The sequence below is a fragment of the Hymenobacter glacialis genome (genome assembly GCF_001816165.1).
GTDB classification, from domain to species: domain Bacteria; phylum Bacteroidota; class Bacteroidia; order Cytophagales; family Hymenobacteraceae; genus Hymenobacter; species Hymenobacter glacialis.
Map to the genome: position 1 here is coordinate 1 of NZ_MDZC01000067.1, position 19,078 is coordinate 19,078.

18 protein-coding genes are annotated in these 19,078 nt (G+C 59.1%); 16 read left to right on the forward strand and 2 right to left on the reverse strand.

Translation table 11 applies throughout. The features are described 5' to 3' along the window. Window positions 1-127: 127 nt before the first annotated feature. From BEN48_RS10250 to BEN48_RS10280, 7 genes are all read left to right on the forward strand, one after another. Window positions 128-1,390, forward strand: a complete 1,263-nt coding sequence (locus tag BEN48_RS10250; RefSeq protein WP_083320958.1) for an NADH-quinone oxidoreductase subunit D — start codon at window positions 128-130, stop codon at window positions 1,388-1,390. A 15-nt stretch (window positions 1,391-1,405) separates the two neighbouring features. Beyond that, entirely contained in the window at window positions 1,406-1,978 is a 573-nt protein-coding gene (locus BEN48_RS10255) for an NADH-quinone oxidoreductase subunit NuoE family protein (RefSeq protein ID WP_070734581.1), read from the forward strand. Between the two features lie 30 nt (window positions 1,979-2,008). After that, window positions 2,009-3,349 (forward strand): NADH-quinone oxidoreductase subunit NuoF, encoded by a 1,341-nt coding sequence (nuoF, locus tag BEN48_RS10260; protein ID WP_070734582.1) that lies wholly within the window; start codon window positions 2,009-2,011, stop codon window positions 3,347-3,349. A gap of 124 nt (window positions 3,350-3,473) precedes the next feature. Then, entirely contained in the window at window positions 3,474-4,490 is a 1,017-nt protein-coding gene (locus BEN48_RS10265) for a 2Fe-2S iron-sulfur cluster-binding protein (RefSeq protein ID WP_070734583.1), read from the forward strand. A 130-nt stretch (window positions 4,491-4,620) separates the two neighbouring features. Then, entirely contained in the window at window positions 4,621-5,715 is a 1,095-nt protein-coding gene (gene nuoH / locus BEN48_RS10270) for an NADH-quinone oxidoreductase subunit NuoH (RefSeq protein WP_070734584.1), read from the forward strand. Window positions 5,716-5,831: 116 nt separating this feature from the next. Further along, a complete protein-coding gene (locus tag BEN48_RS10275; protein ID WP_070734605.1) occupies window positions 5,832-6,410 on the forward strand; it encodes a NuoI/complex I 23 kDa subunit family protein in 579 nt (192 codons plus the stop codon). Window positions 6,411-6,536: 126 nt separating this feature from the next. Continuing rightward, the gene (locus BEN48_RS10280) at window positions 6,537-7,046 is read left to right on the forward strand and encodes an NADH-quinone oxidoreductase subunit J family protein (protein ID WP_070727981.1); all 510 of its coding nucleotides are present in this window, start codon (window positions 6,537-6,539) and stop codon (window positions 7,044-7,046) included. Between the two features lie 526 nt (window positions 7,047-7,572). On the opposite strand, the gene aspS is transcribed toward BEN48_RS10280, so the two are convergent. After that, window positions 7,573-9,336, reverse strand: a complete 1,764-nt coding sequence (gene aspS / locus BEN48_RS10285) for an aspartate--tRNA ligase (RefSeq protein ID WP_070734585.1) — start codon at window positions 9,334-9,336, stop codon at window positions 7,573-7,575. 153 nt (window positions 9,337-9,489) lie between these two features. Here aspS and BEN48_RS10290 point away from each other — a divergent pair, with 153 nt between their 5' ends. The 7 genes from BEN48_RS10290 to BEN48_RS10320 all read left to right on the forward strand — a co-directional run bounded on the left by BEN48_RS10290 (window position 9,490) and on the right by BEN48_RS10320 (window position 16,015). Next, entirely contained in the window at window positions 9,490-9,930 is a 441-nt protein-coding gene (locus tag BEN48_RS10290) for a T9SS type A sorting domain-containing protein (RefSeq protein WP_070734586.1), read from the forward strand. 150 nt (window positions 9,931-10,080) lie between these two features. Beyond that, window positions 10,081-10,629, forward strand: coding sequence for a hypothetical protein (locus tag BEN48_RS10295; protein ID WP_070734587.1), 549 nt, complete (start codon window positions 10,081-10,083; stop codon window positions 10,627-10,629). A gap of 27 nt (window positions 10,630-10,656) precedes the next feature. Beyond that, a complete protein-coding gene (locus tag BEN48_RS10300; protein WP_070734588.1) occupies window positions 10,657-11,088 on the forward strand; it encodes a nucleoside deaminase in 432 nt (143 codons plus the stop codon). A 109-nt stretch (window positions 11,089-11,197) separates the two neighbouring features. Continuing rightward, entirely contained in the window at window positions 11,198-11,812 is a 615-nt protein-coding gene (locus BEN48_RS10305; RefSeq protein WP_070734589.1) for a superoxide dismutase, read from the forward strand. Window positions 11,813-12,023: 211 nt separating this feature from the next. Further along, the gene (locus tag BEN48_RS10310; protein WP_070734590.1) at window positions 12,024-13,145 is read left to right on the forward strand and encodes an alkene reductase; all 1,122 of its coding nucleotides are present in this window, start codon (window positions 12,024-12,026) and stop codon (window positions 13,143-13,145) included. A gap of 260 nt (window positions 13,146-13,405) precedes the next feature. Continuing rightward, window positions 13,406-14,689 (forward strand): nucleoside permease, encoded by a 1,284-nt coding sequence (locus tag BEN48_RS10315; protein WP_070734591.1) that lies wholly within the window; start codon window positions 13,406-13,408, stop codon window positions 14,687-14,689. Window positions 14,690-14,914: 225 nt separating this feature from the next. Beyond that, entirely contained in the window at window positions 14,915-16,015 is a 1,101-nt protein-coding gene (locus BEN48_RS10320; RefSeq protein ID WP_070734592.1) for an AAA family ATPase, read from the forward strand. A 123-nt stretch (window positions 16,016-16,138) separates the two neighbouring features. Here the strand turns inward: BEN48_RS10320 and BEN48_RS10325 are convergent, their stop codons facing one another. Continuing rightward, window positions 16,139-16,549: a nucleoside-diphosphate kinase gene (locus tag BEN48_RS10325; RefSeq protein ID WP_070734593.1), complete on the reverse strand. Its 411-nt coding sequence runs from the start codon at window positions 16,547-16,549 to the stop codon at window positions 16,139-16,141. 353 nt (window positions 16,550-16,902) lie between these two features. Here BEN48_RS10325 and BEN48_RS10330 point away from each other — a divergent pair, with 353 nt between their 5' ends. Together BEN48_RS10330 and BEN48_RS10335 are read left to right on the forward strand one after the other, a co-directional pair. Beyond that, window positions 16,903-17,949 carry a DHH family phosphoesterase gene (locus BEN48_RS10330; RefSeq protein ID WP_070734594.1) on the forward strand — a complete coding sequence of 349 codons (1,047 nt, stop codon included), beginning with the start codon at window positions 16,903-16,905 and terminating at the stop codon, window positions 17,947-17,949. A 38-nt stretch (window positions 17,950-17,987) separates the two neighbouring features. Beyond that, complete coding sequence (locus BEN48_RS10335) at window positions 17,988-19,031, forward strand: FKBP-type peptidyl-prolyl cis-trans isomerase (RefSeq protein ID WP_070734595.1); 1,044 nt, start codon at window positions 17,988-17,990, stop codon at window positions 19,029-19,031. Window positions 19,032-19,078 lie beyond the last annotated feature (47 nt).

A 19,078-nucleotide genomic window follows, 5' to 3' on the forward strand; every position in this document is an offset into this window, starting at 1 on the left:
GACGATAAACCTATTTGTCATGCTGACGAAGGAAGCATCTTATCACCGCTGCTTTTGTCAGAGTATCTATTCTTACGGCAACGAGGACGTGATAAGGTCTCGCTGCGCTCAGGATGACAATTTTGCTATGGCAGTAAACGACACGCTGGAAGGCACCCACAAAATACACGAAGAGGCCGCTGCCCAGCGCCACGGCCAGCTCGTGCCCCTGCTCAACGACTTCAGCCAGGAGCTGACCACGCTGAACCTGGGCCCTACGCACCCGGCCACGCACGGCATTTTCCAGAACATCCTGCAAATGGATGGCGAGCGGATTATCTCCGGCGTGCCCACCATCGGCTACATCCACCGCGCCTTTGAGAAGATTGCCGAGCGCCGGCCCTTCTACCAAATCACGACGCTCACCGACCGGATGAACTACTGTTCGTCGCCCATCAACAACCTGGGCTGGCACATGACGGTGGAGAAGCTGCTTGGCGTGACCGTGCCCAAGCGCGCGCAGTACATGCGCGTGATTATGATGGAGCTGGCCCGCATTGCCGACCACCTCATCTGCAACTCCATCTTAGGCGTGGATACCGGCGCGTTCACGGGCTTCCTGTATGTATTTCAGGAGCGCGAGAAAATTTACGAAATATACGAGGAGGTGTGCGGCGCCCGCCTCACCACCAACATGGGCCGCGTGGGCGGCATGGAGCGGGACTTTTCGCCCGTGGCCATCCAGAAGCTGCGCGACTGGCTGAAGAGCTTCCCGGCTGTGATGAAGGAGTTCGAGTCGATGTTCAACCGCAACCGCATTTTCATGGACCGCGTGGTAAACGTGGGCCCGATTTCGGCAGAAAAGGCCTTGAACTACGGCTTCACCGGCCCCAACCTACGGGCGGCGGGCGTGGACTACGACGTGCGGGCGATGAACCCGTATTCGAGCTACGAGGACTTCGAATTCGACATTCCGGTGGGCACCAACGGCGACACCTACGACCGTTTCATCGTGCGCAACGAGGAAATCTGGCAGAGCCTGCGCATTATCAACCAGGCCCTCGACCGCCTGCCCGAAGGCCCGTACCACGCCGATGCCCCGCACTACTACCTGCCCACCAAGCCGGACGTGTACAAGAACATGGAGGCCCTGATTTACCACTTCAAAATCGTGATGGGCGAGATTGACGCCCCCGTTGGCGAGGTGTATCATTCCGTGGAAGGCGGCAACGGCGAGCTGGGTTTCTACCTGGTTTCAGATGGTGGCCGCACACCCTACCGCCTGCACTTCCGCCGGCCCTGCTTCATCTACTACCAAGCGTATCCTGAAATGGCCGTGGGCACCACCCTCTCCGATGCCATTGTTATTCTCTCGTCCATGAACGTCATTGCCGGCGAGCTGGACGCTTAGTTTTTGCTACTGATTATGGAGCCGAATACCGCGCCCGCTAAACTTCAATTTTCTGCCGCCGCCCAGGCGGAAATCAAGCGCCTGCTCACGCATTATCCGGCCGATAGGAGCAAGTCGGCCCTACTGCCGATTCTGCATATTGCGCAAGCTGAATTCGGCGGCTGGGTAAGTCCTGAGGTACAGGACCTAGTAGCTGAAACCCTCAACATCAAGCCCATCGAAGTATACGAGGTGTCGTCGTTCTACACCATGTACAACCTCAAGCTGGTGGGCAAGCACGTGCTGGAAATCTGCCGTACGGGCCCCTGCATGCTGCGCGGCTCCGACGAGCTGACCGAGCACCTGGAGCGCATTACCGGGGCCAAAGTGGGCGAAACCTCGCCCGATGGCCTTTTCACCCTGAAAGAAGTGGAGTGCCTGGCCGCCTGTGGCTTTGCTCCCGTGGTGCAGGTGCGCGAGCAGTACTACGAGCAGCTCGACACGCCCGAGGCGGTGGATGCCATGCTCAACGACCTGCGCGGGCAGATTCATCGCCCCATCCTGTCGTGGGAAGAAAACGACCTGCCCAACTCCCTGAAAAACAACTAACGGCTGGCCATCAGCACAACGCTTACCATTATGGGCCGCAAGCTATTAACCGAACATATCAACGTCGAAGGCATCAATACCTTCGAGGTCTACCGCAAGCACGGCGGCTACCGCTCCGTGGAGAAGGCGCTCAAAACCATGACGCCCGATGAGGTGACGGAAGAAGTGAAGAAGTCGGGCCTGCGCGGGCGTGGCGGCGCGGGCTTCCCCGCCGGCATGAAGTGGGGCTTTCTGGCCAAGCCCGAGGGCGTGCCGCGCTACCTCGTCTGCAACGCCGACGAATCGGAGCCCGGCACCTTCAAGGACCGTCAGCTGATGACGAAACTACCCCACTTGCTCATTGAAGGCATGATTACGGGCAGCTACGCCCTGGGCGCGCGCACCAGCTACATCTACATTCGCGGCGAGCTGTTGTACGTGCTGCGCATTCTGGAGAAAGCCATTGCCGAAGCCTACGCGGCCGGTTTCCTGGGCGAGAACATTCTCGGCTCGGGCTACTCGCTCGATTTGCACGTGCACCCCGGTGCCGGCGCCTACATCTGCGGCGAAGAAACCGCCTTGCTCGAATCGTTGGAAGGCAAGCGCGGCAACCCGCGCAACAAGCCGCCATTCCCCGCCGTGCAGGGGCTGTACGCCCGCCCCACGGTGGTCAACAACGTGGAAACCATCGCGGCCGTGCCCGTTATCGTGAACGAGGGCGGCGACGAGTATGCTAAAATCGGCATTGGCAAAAGCACGGGCACCAAGCTGATTTCGGCCTGTGGCCACCTCAACAAGCCGGGCATCTACGAAATTGAGCTGGGCCTGCCGGTGGAGGAATTCATTTACTCTGATGAGTACTGCGGCGGCATTTGGAAAGGCCGTGAGCTGAAGGCTGTAGTAGCCGGCGGCTCGTCGGTGCCCATCCTGCCCAAGGAACTGATTCTCAAAACTGCAGCCGGCGAAAACCGCCTGATGAGCTACGAGTCGCTGAGCGACGGCGGCTTCGTGACCGGCACCATGCTGGGTTCGGGCGGCTTTATTGCGATGGACGAGACGACGTGCATCGTGAAGAACACCTGGAACTTCTCGCGCTTCTACCACCACGAAAGCTGCGGGCAGTGCTCGCCCTGCCGTGAGGGCACCGGCTGGCTGGAGAAGGTATTGCACCGCCTCGAACACGGCCACGGCTCGATGCACGACATCGACCTGATTGTGAGCGTGGCCAAGCAAATCGAAGGCAATACCATTTGCCCGCTGGGCGAAGCCGCCGCGTGGCCGGTTGCCGCTGCCGTGCGCCACTTCCGCCACGAGTTTGAGTGGCACGTGACCAATCCGAAAGAGGCCACGGCTCCCGGCGCGGTATACCGCGGCGCGGCGGTGCTGGCGTAAACGGCCTGTCATGCTGACGAAGGAAGCATCTTATCACCGCTGCTTTCGTCAGAAGAAGTTACTACCCGAGCCCTGCGAACGTGATAAGATGCTTTGCAAGCTCAGCATGACAAAATAGAAACCAATGGCTAAAATAACCTTCGACGGCATTGAGATAGAGGTTCCGGACGGAACCACTATCCTGAATGCAGCCCGCCAGATTGGCGGCGGCATTGTGCCGCCCGCCATGTGCTACTACACCCCGCTGAAGGGCACGGGCGGCAAGTGCCGCGCCTGCCTGGTAAAGGTGGCGGCCGGCTCGGCCAAAGACCCGCGCCCCATGCCCAAGCTGGTGGCTTCGTGCATCACGACGGTGCAGGACGGCATGGTGGTCGAAAACACGATTTCGCAGCAGGTGATGGACGTGCGCAAGGGCATTGTGGAGATGCTGCTCATCAACCACCCGCTCGACTGCCCGGTGTGCGACCAGGCCGGCGAGTGCGACCTGCAGGACTTTGCTTTTGAGCACGGCGTGAGCACCACCCGCTACGAGGAAGAGCGCCGCACCTTCGAGAAAATCGACATTGGCCCGCTCATTCAGCTGCACATGACGCGCTGCATTCTGTGCTACCGCTGCGTGTACACCGCCGACCAGCTCACGCCCGAGCGCGTGCACGGCGTGCTGGGCCGCGGCGATGCCTCGGAAATCGGCACCTACATCGAGAACATTATTGACAACGAGTTCAGCGGCAACGTCATTGACGTGTGCCCGGTGGGCGCGCTGACCGACAAAACCTTCCGCTTCAAGCAGCGGGTGTGGTTCACCAAGCCCGTGAACGCCCACCGTGCTTGCGAAAACGAGAAGTGCTGTGGCAAGGTAACGCTTTGGTACAAAGGCAAAGACGTGCTCCGCGTGACGGCCCGCAAGGACGAGTACGGCGAAGTGAAAGAGTGGATTTGCAACACCTGCCGTTTCGACAAAAAGGAAACGTCGGACTGGGTACTCGAAGGCCCGGCGCACATCAACCGCGCCTCGGTTATTGCCCAAAACCACTACGAGCTGCCAGTGGTGAACCCGCAAGTCATTGCCGACCTGCCGGAGAGCACCACCCGCGAACTGGAACGCAACCCGCCGCTACGGCTGGGCGGCTTGAATAACTAAATCGTTTGCCTTGCCTCATCTGGCGTTCCGAAGGAAGCGTCATATCACGGCTACCTTCGCAGAAAATATACCTACCCGAGCAACGCGAACCCGGTAAGATGCTTCGCACGCTCAGCATGACAGTTCCTCTATGGATTTCCCACCCTTAGCCTGGCAAGGCGTCGTCGTTCTAGTTGTTTTCGGCGTTTCGTTGCTGATTGCCACCTACTCCACTTATGCTGAGCGCGTCATCGCCGCGTTTCTGCAGGACCGGGTTGGGCCGGACCGTGCCGGGCCTTTCGGCCTGTTGCAGCCGCTGGCCGATGCCGTGAAGCTCTTCACCAAAGAAGAATTCTTTCCGGCCGGAGCCAACCGGGCGCTGTTCGTGTTCGGGCCGTGCCTGGCCATGATTACGGCGTTGATGTCGTCGGCGGTGATTCCGTTTGGCAACGTGCTGCAGTTTGGCGAGACGGCCATTCACCTGCAGGGCATTGAAATTAACGTGGGCATGCTTTACGTGTTCGGCATGGTGTCGTTGGGCGTGTACGGCATCATGATTGGCGGCTGGGCTTCGAACAACAAGTTCTCGCTGCTCGGTGCCATCCGGGCGGCCTCCCAGAACATCAGCTACGAAATCGCCATGGGCCTCGCCCTGATTGCTGTGCTGATGATGTCGGGCTCACTCTCGCTGCGCGAAATCACCTTCCAGCAGGCTTCGGACGCCCCTTTCGTGTGGCAGGACGTTTTCAACTGGAACGTGATGAAGCAGCCGTTGGGCTTCCTCATCTTCATTGTGTGCGCTTTTGCTGAAACTAACCGCACGCCCTTCGACCTGCCGGAGTGCGAAACGGAGCTGATTGGCGGCTACCACACCGAGTACAGTTCTATGAAAATGGGCCTATACCTGTTTGCGGAGTACATTAATGTGTTTGTGGCTTCGGCCGTGATGAGCGTGCTGTACTTTGGCGGTTTCAACTTCCCATTCCAATTTGAGCTGCGCAACTGGCTGGTATCATCGCAAAGGCTGGAATTGGTTACGGCCTCCAACATCATCACCATTGTTGGCCTGCTTGGCATATTTGCCAAAATATTCAGCTTTATCTTCTTCTTCATGTGGGTGCGCTGGACGCTGCCGCGCTTCCGCTACGACCAGCTGATGCGCCTGGGCTGGACCATCCTCATCCCCCTGGCCATCTTCAACATCCTGCTCACGGGCGGTCTGATTACGTTTGGCATCATCAAATAGAAATGTCATGCTGACGAATGCAGCATCTTATCACCGCTGCTTTCGTCAGAGATAGTTACCCCGAGCTTTGCGAACCTGATAAGATGCTTCGCAGGCTCAGCATGACAGAAACCACTATGGAATCATTAAGCAACCGCGCTAAAGTTCTCGAAAAGAAGCCCATGACCTTGGCCGAGCGGGCCTACCTGCCGGCTATTTTTCAGGGCCTGAGCATCACGATGCAGCACTTTTTTCGGGCTGCTACCAAGAAGCAGGTCACCATTCGCTACCCCGAAGAGACGCGCCCTTTCTCCCCTGTTTTCCGCGGCCTGCATGTGCTCAAGCGCGACGAAGCCGGCCGGGAGCGCTGCACGGCCTGCGGCCTGTGCGCCGTGGCCTGCCCCGCCGAAGCCATTACCATGGTAGCCGGTGAGCGCAAAAAAGGCGAAGAGGGTCTCTATCGCGAGGAGAAATACGCCGTGAGCTACGAAATCAACATGCTGCGCTGCATTTTCTGCGGCCTGTGCGAAGAAGCCTGCCCCAAAGCCGCCGTGTACCTGCAAGCCGACAAAATGGCCCCGCCGCGCTTCGAACGCGACGAATTCATCTATGGCAAAGACCGGCTGGTGGAGCCCGTAACGCCGGATAACCGCTCGAAGCGCGGCATTCAGCTCACGCCCGAGCAGGCCGACAAGCTGCGTGGGCAGTTGGCGTAGCCTGACTGTCATGCCTTATCTGGCGTACCGAAGGAAGCATCTTATCACCGCTGCTTTCGGCATAATAATTAACCCTCGCGGCGCAAGCGTGATAAGATGCTTCGCTGCGCTCAGCATGACACGTTAATGTCTTCTCTCTTTCTCTTTCTCTCGTTCGTGGCCCTGTTGAGTGCATTGGGTGTGGTACTGGCCAAAAATCCGGTGCACAGCGTCCTGTTCCTCATCCTCACGTTCTTCACCCTTTCGGGTCACTACCTGCTGCTGAATGCGCAGTTTCTGGCCGCGGTGAACATCATTGTGTACGCCGGCGCCATTATGGTACTGTTCCTGTTCGTGATTATGTTCCTGAATCTGAACGAGGACACCGAGCCGCACAAGCCCGCCCTGGCCAAGTTTGCCGCCGCTATTGCCGGCGGCTCGCTGCTGTTGATACTGGTGGCCGCCATGCGCGACATCCAACCCGAAGGCTACAACGCCACCAGCTTCGACTCGCAGATTGGCATGGTAGACAAGCTGGGACTGGTGCTGTTTCAGCAATACGCACTGCCGTTTGAGCTGGCCTCCATCCTGCTGCTGGCCGCCATGGTGGGCTCGGTGATGCTGGGCAAGCGTGAGACGGGCGAGCGAAATTTTTAGGCTTTCAGATTGCTTTCAGCACAAAAGAGCCGCACCCAATGGGTGCGGCTCTTTTGTATAATTATAATTTTTAAACCTCTATAATCTAAGCGTATCGAATAATTGACCCGGCTATAGCAGCCGGACCGTAACTAATTGAAATTGGCAGCAATGTAGGGCTTAGTGACTTGTACGATAGGCGTGGAGCCAACCAGAACAGACCGGAAGGTTGGGACCTTGACAGAATGCACTGGGGAAGCAGCCAAATGCACGCGGAGCATAGAGCCATAAACCGCAACCCAAAACAGAAAAACGGTGGTGAACATGTAGAGCTTGGACACGGCAGCGGGCGTTTGGGGTTGTTGAATGCTCAAACTTACTAGCGCCAGCCACCCATGGATTTTGGTCTTCGTCAAATGGCATCCCCCACACGTCGAACCCATGATTTTACTCTACCGGCATCGTGCCAGCACCGGCCCCACAAACCCATAAAAAAGCGGCGACTGAATAATCAGTCGCCGCTTCCATTATTGTAGTTTCAAAAAAGCTACTTCGCCACCACAGCTGTCTTGATGCTCAACTCTTTCAGCTGCGCCTCCGAAATGGGCGAAGGTGAATCTATCATGACATCACGGCCGGAGTTGTTTTTGGGGAAGGCAATGAAGTCGCGGATGGAATCGGCACCGCCGAAGAGGCTGCAGAGGCGGTCGAAGCCGAAGGCGATGCCGCCGTGGGGCGGGGCGCCGTACTCGAAAGCGTCTAGCAGGAAGCCGAACTGGGCCTTGGCTTCCTCGTCGGTGAAGCCGAGCAGCGAGAACATGCGGGCCTGCACGGCGCGGTCGTGGATGCGGATGGAGCCGCCGCCCACTTCCACGCCGTTTATCACGAGGTCGTAGGCGTTGGCGCGCACCTGGCCGATGGTGTCGGGCGAGTTGAGCAGGGCCAGGTCCTCGGGCTTGGGCGAGGTGAAGGGGTGGTGCATGGCGAAGTAGCGGTTCTCCTCCTCGCTGTACTCCAGCAGAGGGAAATCGACCACCCACAGGGGCGAAAAGTCTTCCTTGTTGCGCAGACCGAGTCGCTGGCCCATTTCGAGGCGCAGTTCGCTCATGGCTTTGCGGGCCTTGTTGGGCTCGCCGGCAATAATGAGCAACAGGTCGCCGGCGTTGGCGTGCAGGGCTTCGCTCCAGCGTTGCAGCTCCTCCTGCGAGTAGAACTTGTCAACCGAGGACTTTACTACACCTCCCACCTCCACGCGGGCGTAGATGAGGCCCGTGGCGCCAATTTGCGGGCGCTTTACGAAATCCGTCAGCTCGTCGAGCTGCTTGCGGGTGAAATGGGCGCAGGTGGCGGCGTTGATGCCCACCACCAGGCCGGCGTTATCAAATACCGGGAAACCCTGGCCTTTTACGATGTCGGTCAGCTCCACGAATTCCATGGCGAAGCGGGTGTCCGGTTTGTCGTTGCCAAAACGGCGCATGGCGTCGGCGTAGGTCATGCGGGGCACGGTGGGGAAATCGATGCCTTTTAGCTCCTTGAAGAGGTAGCGGGTGAGGCCTTCGAAGGTATTCAGGATGTCTTCCTGCGTGACGAAGGCCATTTCGCAGTCAATCTGCGTGAACTCGGGCTGGCGGTCGGCGCGCAGGTCTTCGTCACGGAAGCACTTTACAATCTGGAAGTAGCGGTCGAAACCCGACACCATGAGCAGCTGCTTAAAGGTCTGGGGCGACTGCGGCAGGGCGTAGAACTCGCCGGGGTTCATGCGGGAGGGCACCACGAAGTCGCGCGCGCCTTCGGGCGTGGACTTGATGAGCACGGGCGTTTCGACTTCGATGAACTCCTGGCCGTCGAGGTAGCGGCGCACGGCCTGGGCCATTTTGTGGCGCAGCACGAGGTTGTTGCGCACGGGGGTGCGGCGCAGGTCGAGGTAGCGGTACTTCATCCGCAGGTCGTCGCCGCCGTCGGTGTCGTCTTCGATGAGGAAGGGCGGCAGCTTGGCGGGATTCAGAATCTCAACCTTATCGGGGCGTATTTCGATGCCGCCGGTGGGCATTTTGTCGTTCTTGGAGTAGCGCTCGGCTACTTTGCCGGTCACGCTCAGCACGAACTCGCGGCCGAGGTGGCGGGCGGTTTCGCGCACGGCTTCGGCTTCCACGCCTTCTTCGAGGGTGATTTGGGTGAGGCCGTACCGGTCGCGCAGGTCAATCCAGAGAATGGCGCCTTTGTCGCGGGTGCGCTGCACCCAGCCGCAAAGCGTAACGGTTTGACCAATGTGTTCGGGGCGAAGCTCGCCGCAGGTATGGGTACGTAGCATGGCAAAAGGGTTTTGGGCAAAGTTAGGCCCTTAGGGGAAGAAGGCAATCCATCAATTAACGCGGCGCTGACGAGAACCTGCAAACTTTGGTACGGGATATGCAAAGGCCGATGGCAAGTGCGTTCCTTTGTCTTTCAATTCCCTCCACTGTTCATGAAACTCCTCCCTTCCTTTGCCCTGGCCGCGGCGCTCCTGTTTGCCGGCGCAGCCCAGGCCCAAACCAAAGTCAAAACCAAAAGCAAGTCCGACGTGTCGGGTGCGGAGATTAAGTCCAAGGGTACGGCCGGCGCCGTCACCCTCGACGGTCCCATCAAGCGCATCGAAACACTGTCGGGCATCGATGTGTACCCCCGTCCCAACTCCAAAAGCATTCTGCTCAGCTTCACCCAGCAGTTCAGCAAGCCCGGCACGCTGGTGATGACGGATTACAAGAACAAGGTCATTTACCAAACCGAGCTGGACCCCGCCACCAACACCGGCGCCCCGGTAGACCTGGGCAAGATTCCGGCCGGCACCTACTTGGTAGAGGCCAAAACCGGCAACTACGTGTACTGGAAGAAGGTGCGCATTAAGTACCCTGCTGCCCGGCGCTAGTTTGCCCGTTTTATTTTCTATAATAGAACGTCATGCTGAGCTTGCCGAAGCATCTCTACCGCAGCAGTAATCAATTTTACTATTGCAATAGAGGTGCTTCGGCAAGCTCAGCATGACGTTCTTTGTTGTCGTTTTATATCCATCCCTGCTATGAAAATCTCCCCCTTTTTACTGTTGCTCTTTGGACTGCTGGCCTTTGCGCCCAAGCCCAAGCTCACGAATGTGAAGCTGGGTTCGGGCTTGACGGTGGGCGTGCCGGCTACGTTTGCCCCGCTGCCCGACGACGGCATTGCCGTGAAGTACCCGTCGCCGCGCAAGCCGCTGGCAGTGTACTCCGACCGCAGCGGGCGCGTGGACTACAGCGTGGCGGTGCGCCCCACCACCTTCGAGAGCATGGACTACGGCGTGCTGCTCAAGATTTACAAGTCCAGCATTCAGCGGCTCTACACCAAGGTTGACTTTATTAAGGAGGACATCCGCACCGTGAACGGGCGCGATTTCATGTATTTTGAGTTTGTGTCGACCGTTGCCGACAGCCAGCGCGCCAACCAATTGGCCCCAATAAAGCGCTATCAGGCCGTGCAGTACGCCATTCAGGGCCAGCAGTTGTACATTTTCACGTTTGTGGCTCCTGCCAACGAGCAGGCGCAGTGGCAGCCCACGGCCCAGGCTGTGATGAATGCCATTGTGTTGAAGTAAGTAGAAGTACGCGCCATACCTCTGCTGATGAACGACGCTTATTTCATGCTCCAAGCCCTGGCCGAGGCTGAAAAAGCTCTGGAAGCCGATGAAATCCCCATCGGCGCGGTGGTGGTGTTTGAAAAGCAAATCATCGGGCGGGGCTACAACCAGACCGAGCAGCTGCGCGACGTGACGGCCCACGCCGAGATGCTGGCCCTCACGGCCGCCGCCAACCACCTGGGCAATAAATACCTGGCCGACTGCACGCTCTACGTCACCATTGAGCCCTGTGTGATGTGCGCAGGCGCCAGCTACTGGGCCCAGCTAAAGGCCGTAGTATTTGGCGCCGAAGAGCCCAAAGTAGGCTTCCGGCGGCACGGGCAGCTGCTGCACCCCCGCACGCAGCTGCGGGGCGGCGTGCAGGCGGCCGAGTGCGCTGCGTTGATGCAGGAGTTTTTTAGTTTGAAGCGGAAATAACGATACTTTTGAACCTGCGCGGACGGTGGTCGTAACTAGGTAGCTAGTTGGGCTGTTTCAGTACCCGCTTCATTTCTCACACGCTTCACCACCCAAAACACCTGCACTTATGGCCTTCGAACTTCCCAAACTCCCCTACGCCTACGATGCCCTGGAACCTACGTTTGACGCCCAGACGATGGAAATCCACCACAGCAAGCACCACCAGGCCTACGTAACCAACCTGAACGCCGCCATTGCCGGCACCGAAATGGAAAGCCAGTCCATTGAGGAAATCATGCACAACATTGCCAAGGCTCCGGCGGCCGTGCGCAACAACGGCGGCGGCCACTACAACCACTCCCTGTTCTGGACCATCCTGTCGCCTAACGGCGGCGGCCAGCCCAGCGGCGCCATCGGCGAGGCCATCACCAAGGCGTTTGGCAGCTACGATAAATTCAAGGAGGAATTCACCAAAGCCGGCGCCACGCGCTTCGGCTCGGGCTGGGCGTGGCTGTGCAAGCAGGCCGACGGCTCGGTGCAAATCTGCTCGACGCCCAACCAGGACAACCCCCTGATGCCCGACGCGGGCTGCAAGGGCTTGCCCGTGCTGGGCCTCGACGTGTGGGAGCACGCCTACTACCTCAAGTACCAGAACCGCCGGCCCGACTACATCGCCGCGTTCTTCAACCTCGTCAACTGGGATGAGGTGAACAAGCGCTTCGCCGAAGCCACCCCCATGTAGATTACCAGCATGCTGGGTAATCCTAACGTAATTGCTGCAAAATGCCCGTTCCACGTTGTGGGACGGGCATTTTTTTTGTTTTCTTCGGGAATGACACGTCCGCCACAACGCCTATTATGGTACCAACTGAAACAATTCGTGTACGTACTCGGTTTAAAGACGCGTTTCATTCATCCGATGCCGCTACTTACGCACGGCGGCTAATTCGTCTATGTCGAAGATAACATTCCAACCCGCTCAGCTGGGTTCGCTTACCCTAACCAACCACGTGGTAATGGCACCGCTCACCCGCAGCCGTGCCCTGGGCAACGTGCCCAACGAGCTGATGGCCGAGTACTACCGCCAGCGCGCCACGGCCGGCCTCATCATCACGGAGGGCACCTCGCCATCGGCCGATGGTCTGGGCTACGCCCGCATTCCGGGTTTGTTCAACCAGGAGCACGTCACCAACTGGCAGCGCATCACCGAGACGGTGCACCACCACGGCGGCCATATTTTTATTCAGCTGATGCACGCCGGCCGCATTGCCCACACCCTCAACCTGCCCGAGGGCTCGGAGGTGCTGGCCCCATCGGCCATCAAGGCCAAGGGCCAGATGTGGACCGACCAGGAGCAGCTTCTTGACCACACCGCGCCCCGCGAAATCCGGGCCGACGAGCTGGCCCGCCTGCGCGACGAATACGTGCAAAGCGCCAAGCTGGCCCTGGATGCCGGTTTCGACGGCGTGGAAGTACACAGCGCCAATGGCTACCTGCTCTCGCAGTTCCTGAACCCGCACAGCAACCAGCGCACCGACCAGTACGGCGGCAGCGTAGAAAACCGCACCCGCTTCGTGCTGGAAGTGGCCCGCGGCGTGGCCGAGGCCATCGGCCCTAAGCGCACCGGCATTCGCCTCTCGCCCTGGGGCACCGACGCCGACATGCCGCATTACCCCGAAATGGACGAAACCTATGCTTACTTGGCTGAGGAGCTGCAGAAAATCGGCCTCGTGTACGTGCATTTGGTAGACCACTCCAGCATGGGTGCCCCCGCTGTACCCGCCGAAACGGTGGCCACCATCCGCAAGAAATTCACCAATACGCTCATCCTGAGCGGCGGATACACCACCGTGGAGCGCATTGAAGACGCCCTGGAGAACGGCCACGCCGACCTCGTTGCCATTGGCAAGCCCTTCATCTCGAACCCCGACCTGGTGGAACGCCTCAAAACCGGCGCTTCGCTCGCTCCCCTCGACCCGGACACCTTGTACACCCCCGGCCCCGAGGGCTATACCGACTACCCCACGGCCGATGGCCAGCCCGCGGGCACGTTTCCGCCCAGCTACCAGGCATAACCACCGCAGTTAGCAACGATTTTAAAAGGCCCCGGACAGCACTGTCCGGGGCCTTTTTTCATTCTACCACCACTCTCATCAGGTAAGTACTGGCTTCAATTATGCTATAAACTGGCCCCTGCTGGGCACAACCCGCTAAGCAGCCGGCCTCAAACCAAGCAGGGAAAGCCGCGAGATTGGCCGCACTTGCTTGCCGCTTCTGGCAGGAAGGCGTGTATCTTTATCGGCTGAATAATCTCTTTCTTTTATCCTGACTCCGCATGAATACTAAGTTGCGCCTCATCATACTGAGTTTTCTACAATTCTTTATCTGGGGCTCCTGGTTGATAACAATTGGGGCGTATTGGTTTCAGACGAAGCAGTGGTCGGGCACGCAGTTTGGTGCCATTTTCTCGACCATGGGCATTGCGTCCATCTTTATGCCCTCGCTCATGGGCATCGTGGCCGATAAGTACGTGAACGCGGAGAAGCTCTACGGCATTCTGCACATCCTGGGCGGCATCACCCTCTGCACCATCCCGTTGGTCGACGACCCCGGCACGTTCTTCTGGGTTATCCTACTGAACATGATATTCTACATGCCCACGCTGTCGCTGTCCATTGCCGTGTCGTTTTCGGTGCTCAAGACCCAGGCCCTTGATGTGGTAAAGGACTACCCGCCCATCCGCGTGTGGGGCACCATCGGCTTCATTGTGGCCATGTGGACGGTGAGTTTGCTGGGCATCGAGAAATCGGCCAGCCAGTTTTACGTGGCAGCAGGCGCGGCCTTTGTGCTGGGCCTCTACTCCTTCACGCTGCCCAAGTGCCCGCCCCAGTCCACCAACACGTCCAGCCAGGGTTTGCTGGAAATTCTGGGCCTCAAGTCGTTCGCCATTCTGCGCGACCGCAAAATGCTCACCTTCTTCCTGTTTGCGCTGCTGCTGGGGGCGGCATTGCAGCTTACCAACGCGTACGGCGACACCTTCCTGCACGATTTCGACAAGACCCCGGCCTACCGCGACACGCTCACCGTGAAGTACCCGGCCATTATCATGTCCATCTCGCAGATTTCGGAGACGCTGTTTATCCTGGCCATTCCGTTCTTCCTGCGCCGCTTCGGCATTAAGCAGGTGATGCTCTTCAGCATGATAGCCTGGGTGCTGCGCTTTGGCCTGTTTGCCTACGGCAACCCCGGCGAGGGCCTCTGGATGATTATCCTCTCCTGCATCGTGTACGGCATGGCGTTCGACTTTTTCAATATCTCCGGCTCGCTGTTCGTTGAAACCCAGACCCAGCCCAGCATCCGGGCCAGCGCGCAGGGCTTGTTTATGATGATGACCAACGGCTTCGGGGCCGTGCTGGGCAGCTCGCTGAGCGGCATCATCATTCAGGAATACTTCACCGACGCCAGCGGTGCCAAGGACTGGCAGGGCATCTGGCTCACATTTGCCGCCTATGCGCTGGCCATTGCCGTGCTGTTTATCATCTTCTTCAAGCACACCCACAGCACCGAGCCCGTGGAGGAAGCGCAGCCCGAAGGCCAGCTTTCGGTGGAACAAGCCTAATGAAACTTCGTGGCGCGGTGCTGCCGCAACCGCTTTTGTGATTGTTGCTACAAAAAGGCTCCGCCATCCGCGGGGCTTTTTTTTATGCGCCTACCGTTCTCCTTGGCACCGGATGCGCAACCCAGGCCGCCGATTGTAGCGCGACTGGTCTTGCAGTCAGCAAGTAAGCTGAAGCGGTTGCTTTCCGGGCGGTAACGTGTATTTTTGAGTTTGACAGCGAACGGCATGAAGAAACCCTTGCCACCAGTGGCTCCCCCCAACCTTTCTCAAACCTTCGAGCGAGACGGCTATTTTCAACCCGTTTCCTGGTTTTATGCGGCCTTCGGGGTACTGCCGCGCCGCGAGATTTACCAGCTGGCCAGCGCCGAGTCCCGGCAAACCGTGCTCACCGCGCTGGCCAAAAGCTACGACCTGGAGGCGTGCACCGTGGCCCACGCCGTGTACCTCGACAAGAAAGGCAAAGCGCCCGACATCAGCCACTACGCCCTGAACCTAGCGCCGCACCTGCTGCTCTGGTTTTACGAGCGCGGCACTTATGGCGACCGGGCCGGCCAGCTATTCTTCTCCCCCCAAACCGACCCCAAGCAGCTGGCGTTGGCCCAGGCGCTGCTGGTGGCCGAGCTGGACACCGGCAAGCTGGAGCACGACCGCATTCAGGTGCTGCGGCTGGCGTTTGGCGAGCTGGAGTTCTCGCCCCTGCCCATCAAAATCCCCGCGCTGGACCTGGCTCTTAACTACAACGACGACCTGCTGCCGGCCCACGAAGCCATTCTCAAGCGCCTGCAGCAACCCGACGAGAAGGGCATCATCATCCTGCACGGCCCGCCCGGTACCGGCAAAACCAGCTACATCCGCCACCTCTGCGGCCTCACCGACAAGCCCAAGCTCTTCATTCCGCCCAACCTGGCCACCCGCATTGCCGACCCGGAATTCATCAACCTGCTGCACGACAACACCAACTCCATCCTGCTCATTGAAGACGCTGAGGAACTGCTGGCCAAACGCGACGGCTACGGCGGCAACGCCGTGAGCAACCTGCTCAACCTATCCGACGGCCTGCTCTCCGACGGCTTTCACATCCAGATTATCTGCACCTTCAACGCCGAGCTGGCCCGCATCGACAAGGCCCTGCTGCGCAAGGGCCGCCTCATTGCCTCCTACCGCTTCGAGGCCCTGGAGATTGACAAGGCCCGAACCCTGGCCACCAGCCTGGGCCAAACCGAGCCCGTGCTGGAACCCACTTCCTTGGCCGACATCTACAACCGCGACAAATCCGATTTCATTAGCGAAGCCAAAACGCCCGGCCGCATCGGTTTCAGCCGGTGAGAAGGGGGTTATGATACAAAATTGGTACAAAAAAAGTACGTCTTTGGCACAAAGAAAAAGCCCGTTCTGCGCATTGCACAACGGGCTTTTTCTTTATTTGGCGCAAGCTAATGCGCTTTTTGCTTATTTCGAGCCGAAGAAGAAATCAGCCTCGATTTGCGCGTTTTCGTCGGAGTCGGAACCGTGCACGGCGTTGGCTTCGATGCTCTTGGCGTACTTCTTCCGGATGGTGCCTTCTGCGGCCTGGGCGGGGTTGGTAGCGCCGATGAGGGTGCGGAAATCAGCTACGGCGTTGTCTTTCTCCAGCACGGCAGCCACGATGGGGCCGCTCGACATGTACTTCACTAGGTCGTTGTAGAAAGGACGCTCGGCGTGCACGGCGTAGAACTGGCCCGCGCGCTCGGCGGTGAGGTTGATTTTCTGGAGTTCCACAACGCGGAAGCCGCCCTCTTCCATCATGTGCAGGATGCCACCGATGTGGTTTTCCTGTACGGCGTCGGGCTTAATCATTGTGAAGGTGCGGTTGGTGGCCATGGCGGGGTATTCAAATAAAAATGAAGTGTTGAAAGGACAAAACTACCACATCCCCAGCCAGCACCCAACCCAGCGGTCTTTAGGGGTCCAGTGGTACCTCTTTGGCGCCGCCGTCATTTTTTATTCGTTGGGCTCAAAAGAAAGATTTACCCATCGCTTCACCCCCCATGAAAGCCAATACTGGTGAGATAGCCCCTTTTTCACCTGGATAGCGGCCGGCATCATTCCTCGGTTTCAGGCGAACCTTCCGGGGGGTGACGGCTGTTAAGAAAAGATTTCTTCCGACTTTTGCCGCCCGATTTTCTTCGTAAGCCACCGGCCCTTAGTTTCTTTCAGGACCAATCCCGTTGTCGATGTCCAGTCCCATTTCCGCCCTGCAAGCACTGTTCGCGCAGCCCAAGCAGGTTGTCATTACCACCCACCACAAGCCCGACGCCGACGCGCTGGGCTCGTCGCTCGCCTGGGCCGGGTACCTCAAGCAAAAAGGCCACCACGTCACGGTGATTACCCCTTCCGACTACCCCGCCTTCCTCACCTGGATGGAGGGCAACGAGGAAGTGGTGGTGTACGACCGCCGGCAGAACGACCGCCAGGTGCGCGACCTCATTGCCCGTGCCGAAGTCATCTGCTGCCTCGACTTCAGCTGCCTGGGCCGCATCAACGAGCTGGGCGAGTACATCCGCCAGGCCAGCGGCACCAAGGTGCTGATTGACCACCACCAGGAGCCCGAGGACTTCGCCGACATCGTTTTTTCGGTGCCGACCGCCGCGGCCACGGCCGAGCTGATTTTTGAAATCATCCGCGACCTGGGCCATCAGGACCTCGTCACCAAGGGCATTGGCGAGGCACTGTACGCGGGCATTATGACCGACACGGGCTCGTTCCGGCACCCCAGCACCTCGCGCAACGTGCACCTCATCATTGCCGAGCTGCTGAAGGTGAACATCGACCTCTCGTCGGTGCACCGCCGCATCTACGACTCGCACTCCGAAATCCGGCTGCGCTTCCTGGGCTTTGTGCTCAAGGACAAGCTGGTGGTGAACCGCGAGTTCAACACGGCCTACATTGCCATCACCCAGGACGAGCTGCGCCAGTACGAAAGCAAAACCGGCGACACCGAAGGCCTGGTGAACTACGCATTGAGCATCGAGGGCATCGTTTTTGCCGCCGTGTTTATTGACCGCGGCGTGGCCGTTAAAATTTCTTTTCGCTCGGTGGGCACCTTCTCGGTGAGCGACTTTTCGCGCCGCCATTTCGACGGTGGCGGGCACCACAATGCCGCCGGCGGCATCAGCTACAACAAGCTGGATGCAACGGTGGAGCGCTTCCTGGGCATCCTGCCCGAGTACAAGGAACAGCTCACGGGGGTGCCCGCGGCAGTAGCGCCGCCAGTAGCGTAACTTTGAACCGTTTTCGACTCCTCACTTCTTATATTTTCATGCGTTTTTCCTCCCGCTCCGCGCAGCAACTGGCCTTGGCGGCCGGCCTGCTCGGCTTCGCTTCCCTCACCGCTTGCAACAAAGACGGTGGTGACTATGCCAAAACCAAGTCTGGCATCGAGTACAAGATTTTCAAAAAAGTCGGCAACGGCTACGAGCGTCGCGAAATCGGCCCCGATGGCGACCCGACCTACAAAGACCGGGTGGGTAAGTTCCTGCTGGGCAACATGCGTTACACCACCGGCAAGGACTCGGTGCTGCAGAACACCCGCCGCGACGTGGGCCTGCCCGTGCCCCTGCCCCTGCAGGAGCTCAAGCAAAAAGGCGCCCCCGACGAGGCTCTGTCCTTGCTGCAGCCCGGCGACAGCGGCGTATTCCGCTTCCAGGTAGATTCCCTCATCAAGCCCAAGTCGGGCCAGCCCGTGCCGCCATTCCTGCGCCGCGGCGGCAACGTGGTGATGATGTACGTGGCCACCACGCCCAAGCTCATCACCCAGGAAGAAGCCCAGGCCATGCAGCCCGAGCTGCAGAAGCGTGCCATGGCTGCCCAAATGAAGCAACGCATGGCCTCGCCTGAGTACGCCAAGCAGATGCAGGAGCAGAAGGACGCCCAGGCCAAAGCCATGGCCGCACCCGAAGTAGTGGCCCAGCTGAAAAGCGACGATGCCGTACTGCAGGACTACATCAAGAAAAACAACCTGACCGTGAAGAAGACGCCCTCGGGCATCTACTACCAGGTGCTGAAGGCCGGCACGGGCGCTACGCCCAAAGCCGGCCAGACGGTGAGCGTGAACTACAACGGCACGCTGCTCAGCGGCAAGCAGTTTGACTCGTCGGAAAAAACCGGCAAGCCCATCGAGTTCCCCATCGGCCAGGGTGCCGTGATTCCGGGCTGGGACGAAGGCATTGCGCTGCTCAACAAGGGCACCCGCGCCATTCTGCTCATTCCCTCGCCGCTGGCCTACGGTGCCCGCGGTGCCGGCGCCGACATTCCCGCCAACGCACCCCTGAAATTCGAGGTGGAACTTGTTGACGTTCAATAGACCTTGTTAAATTCCTGATTCCGACCAACGGGCGGTGCGGCGTAGCT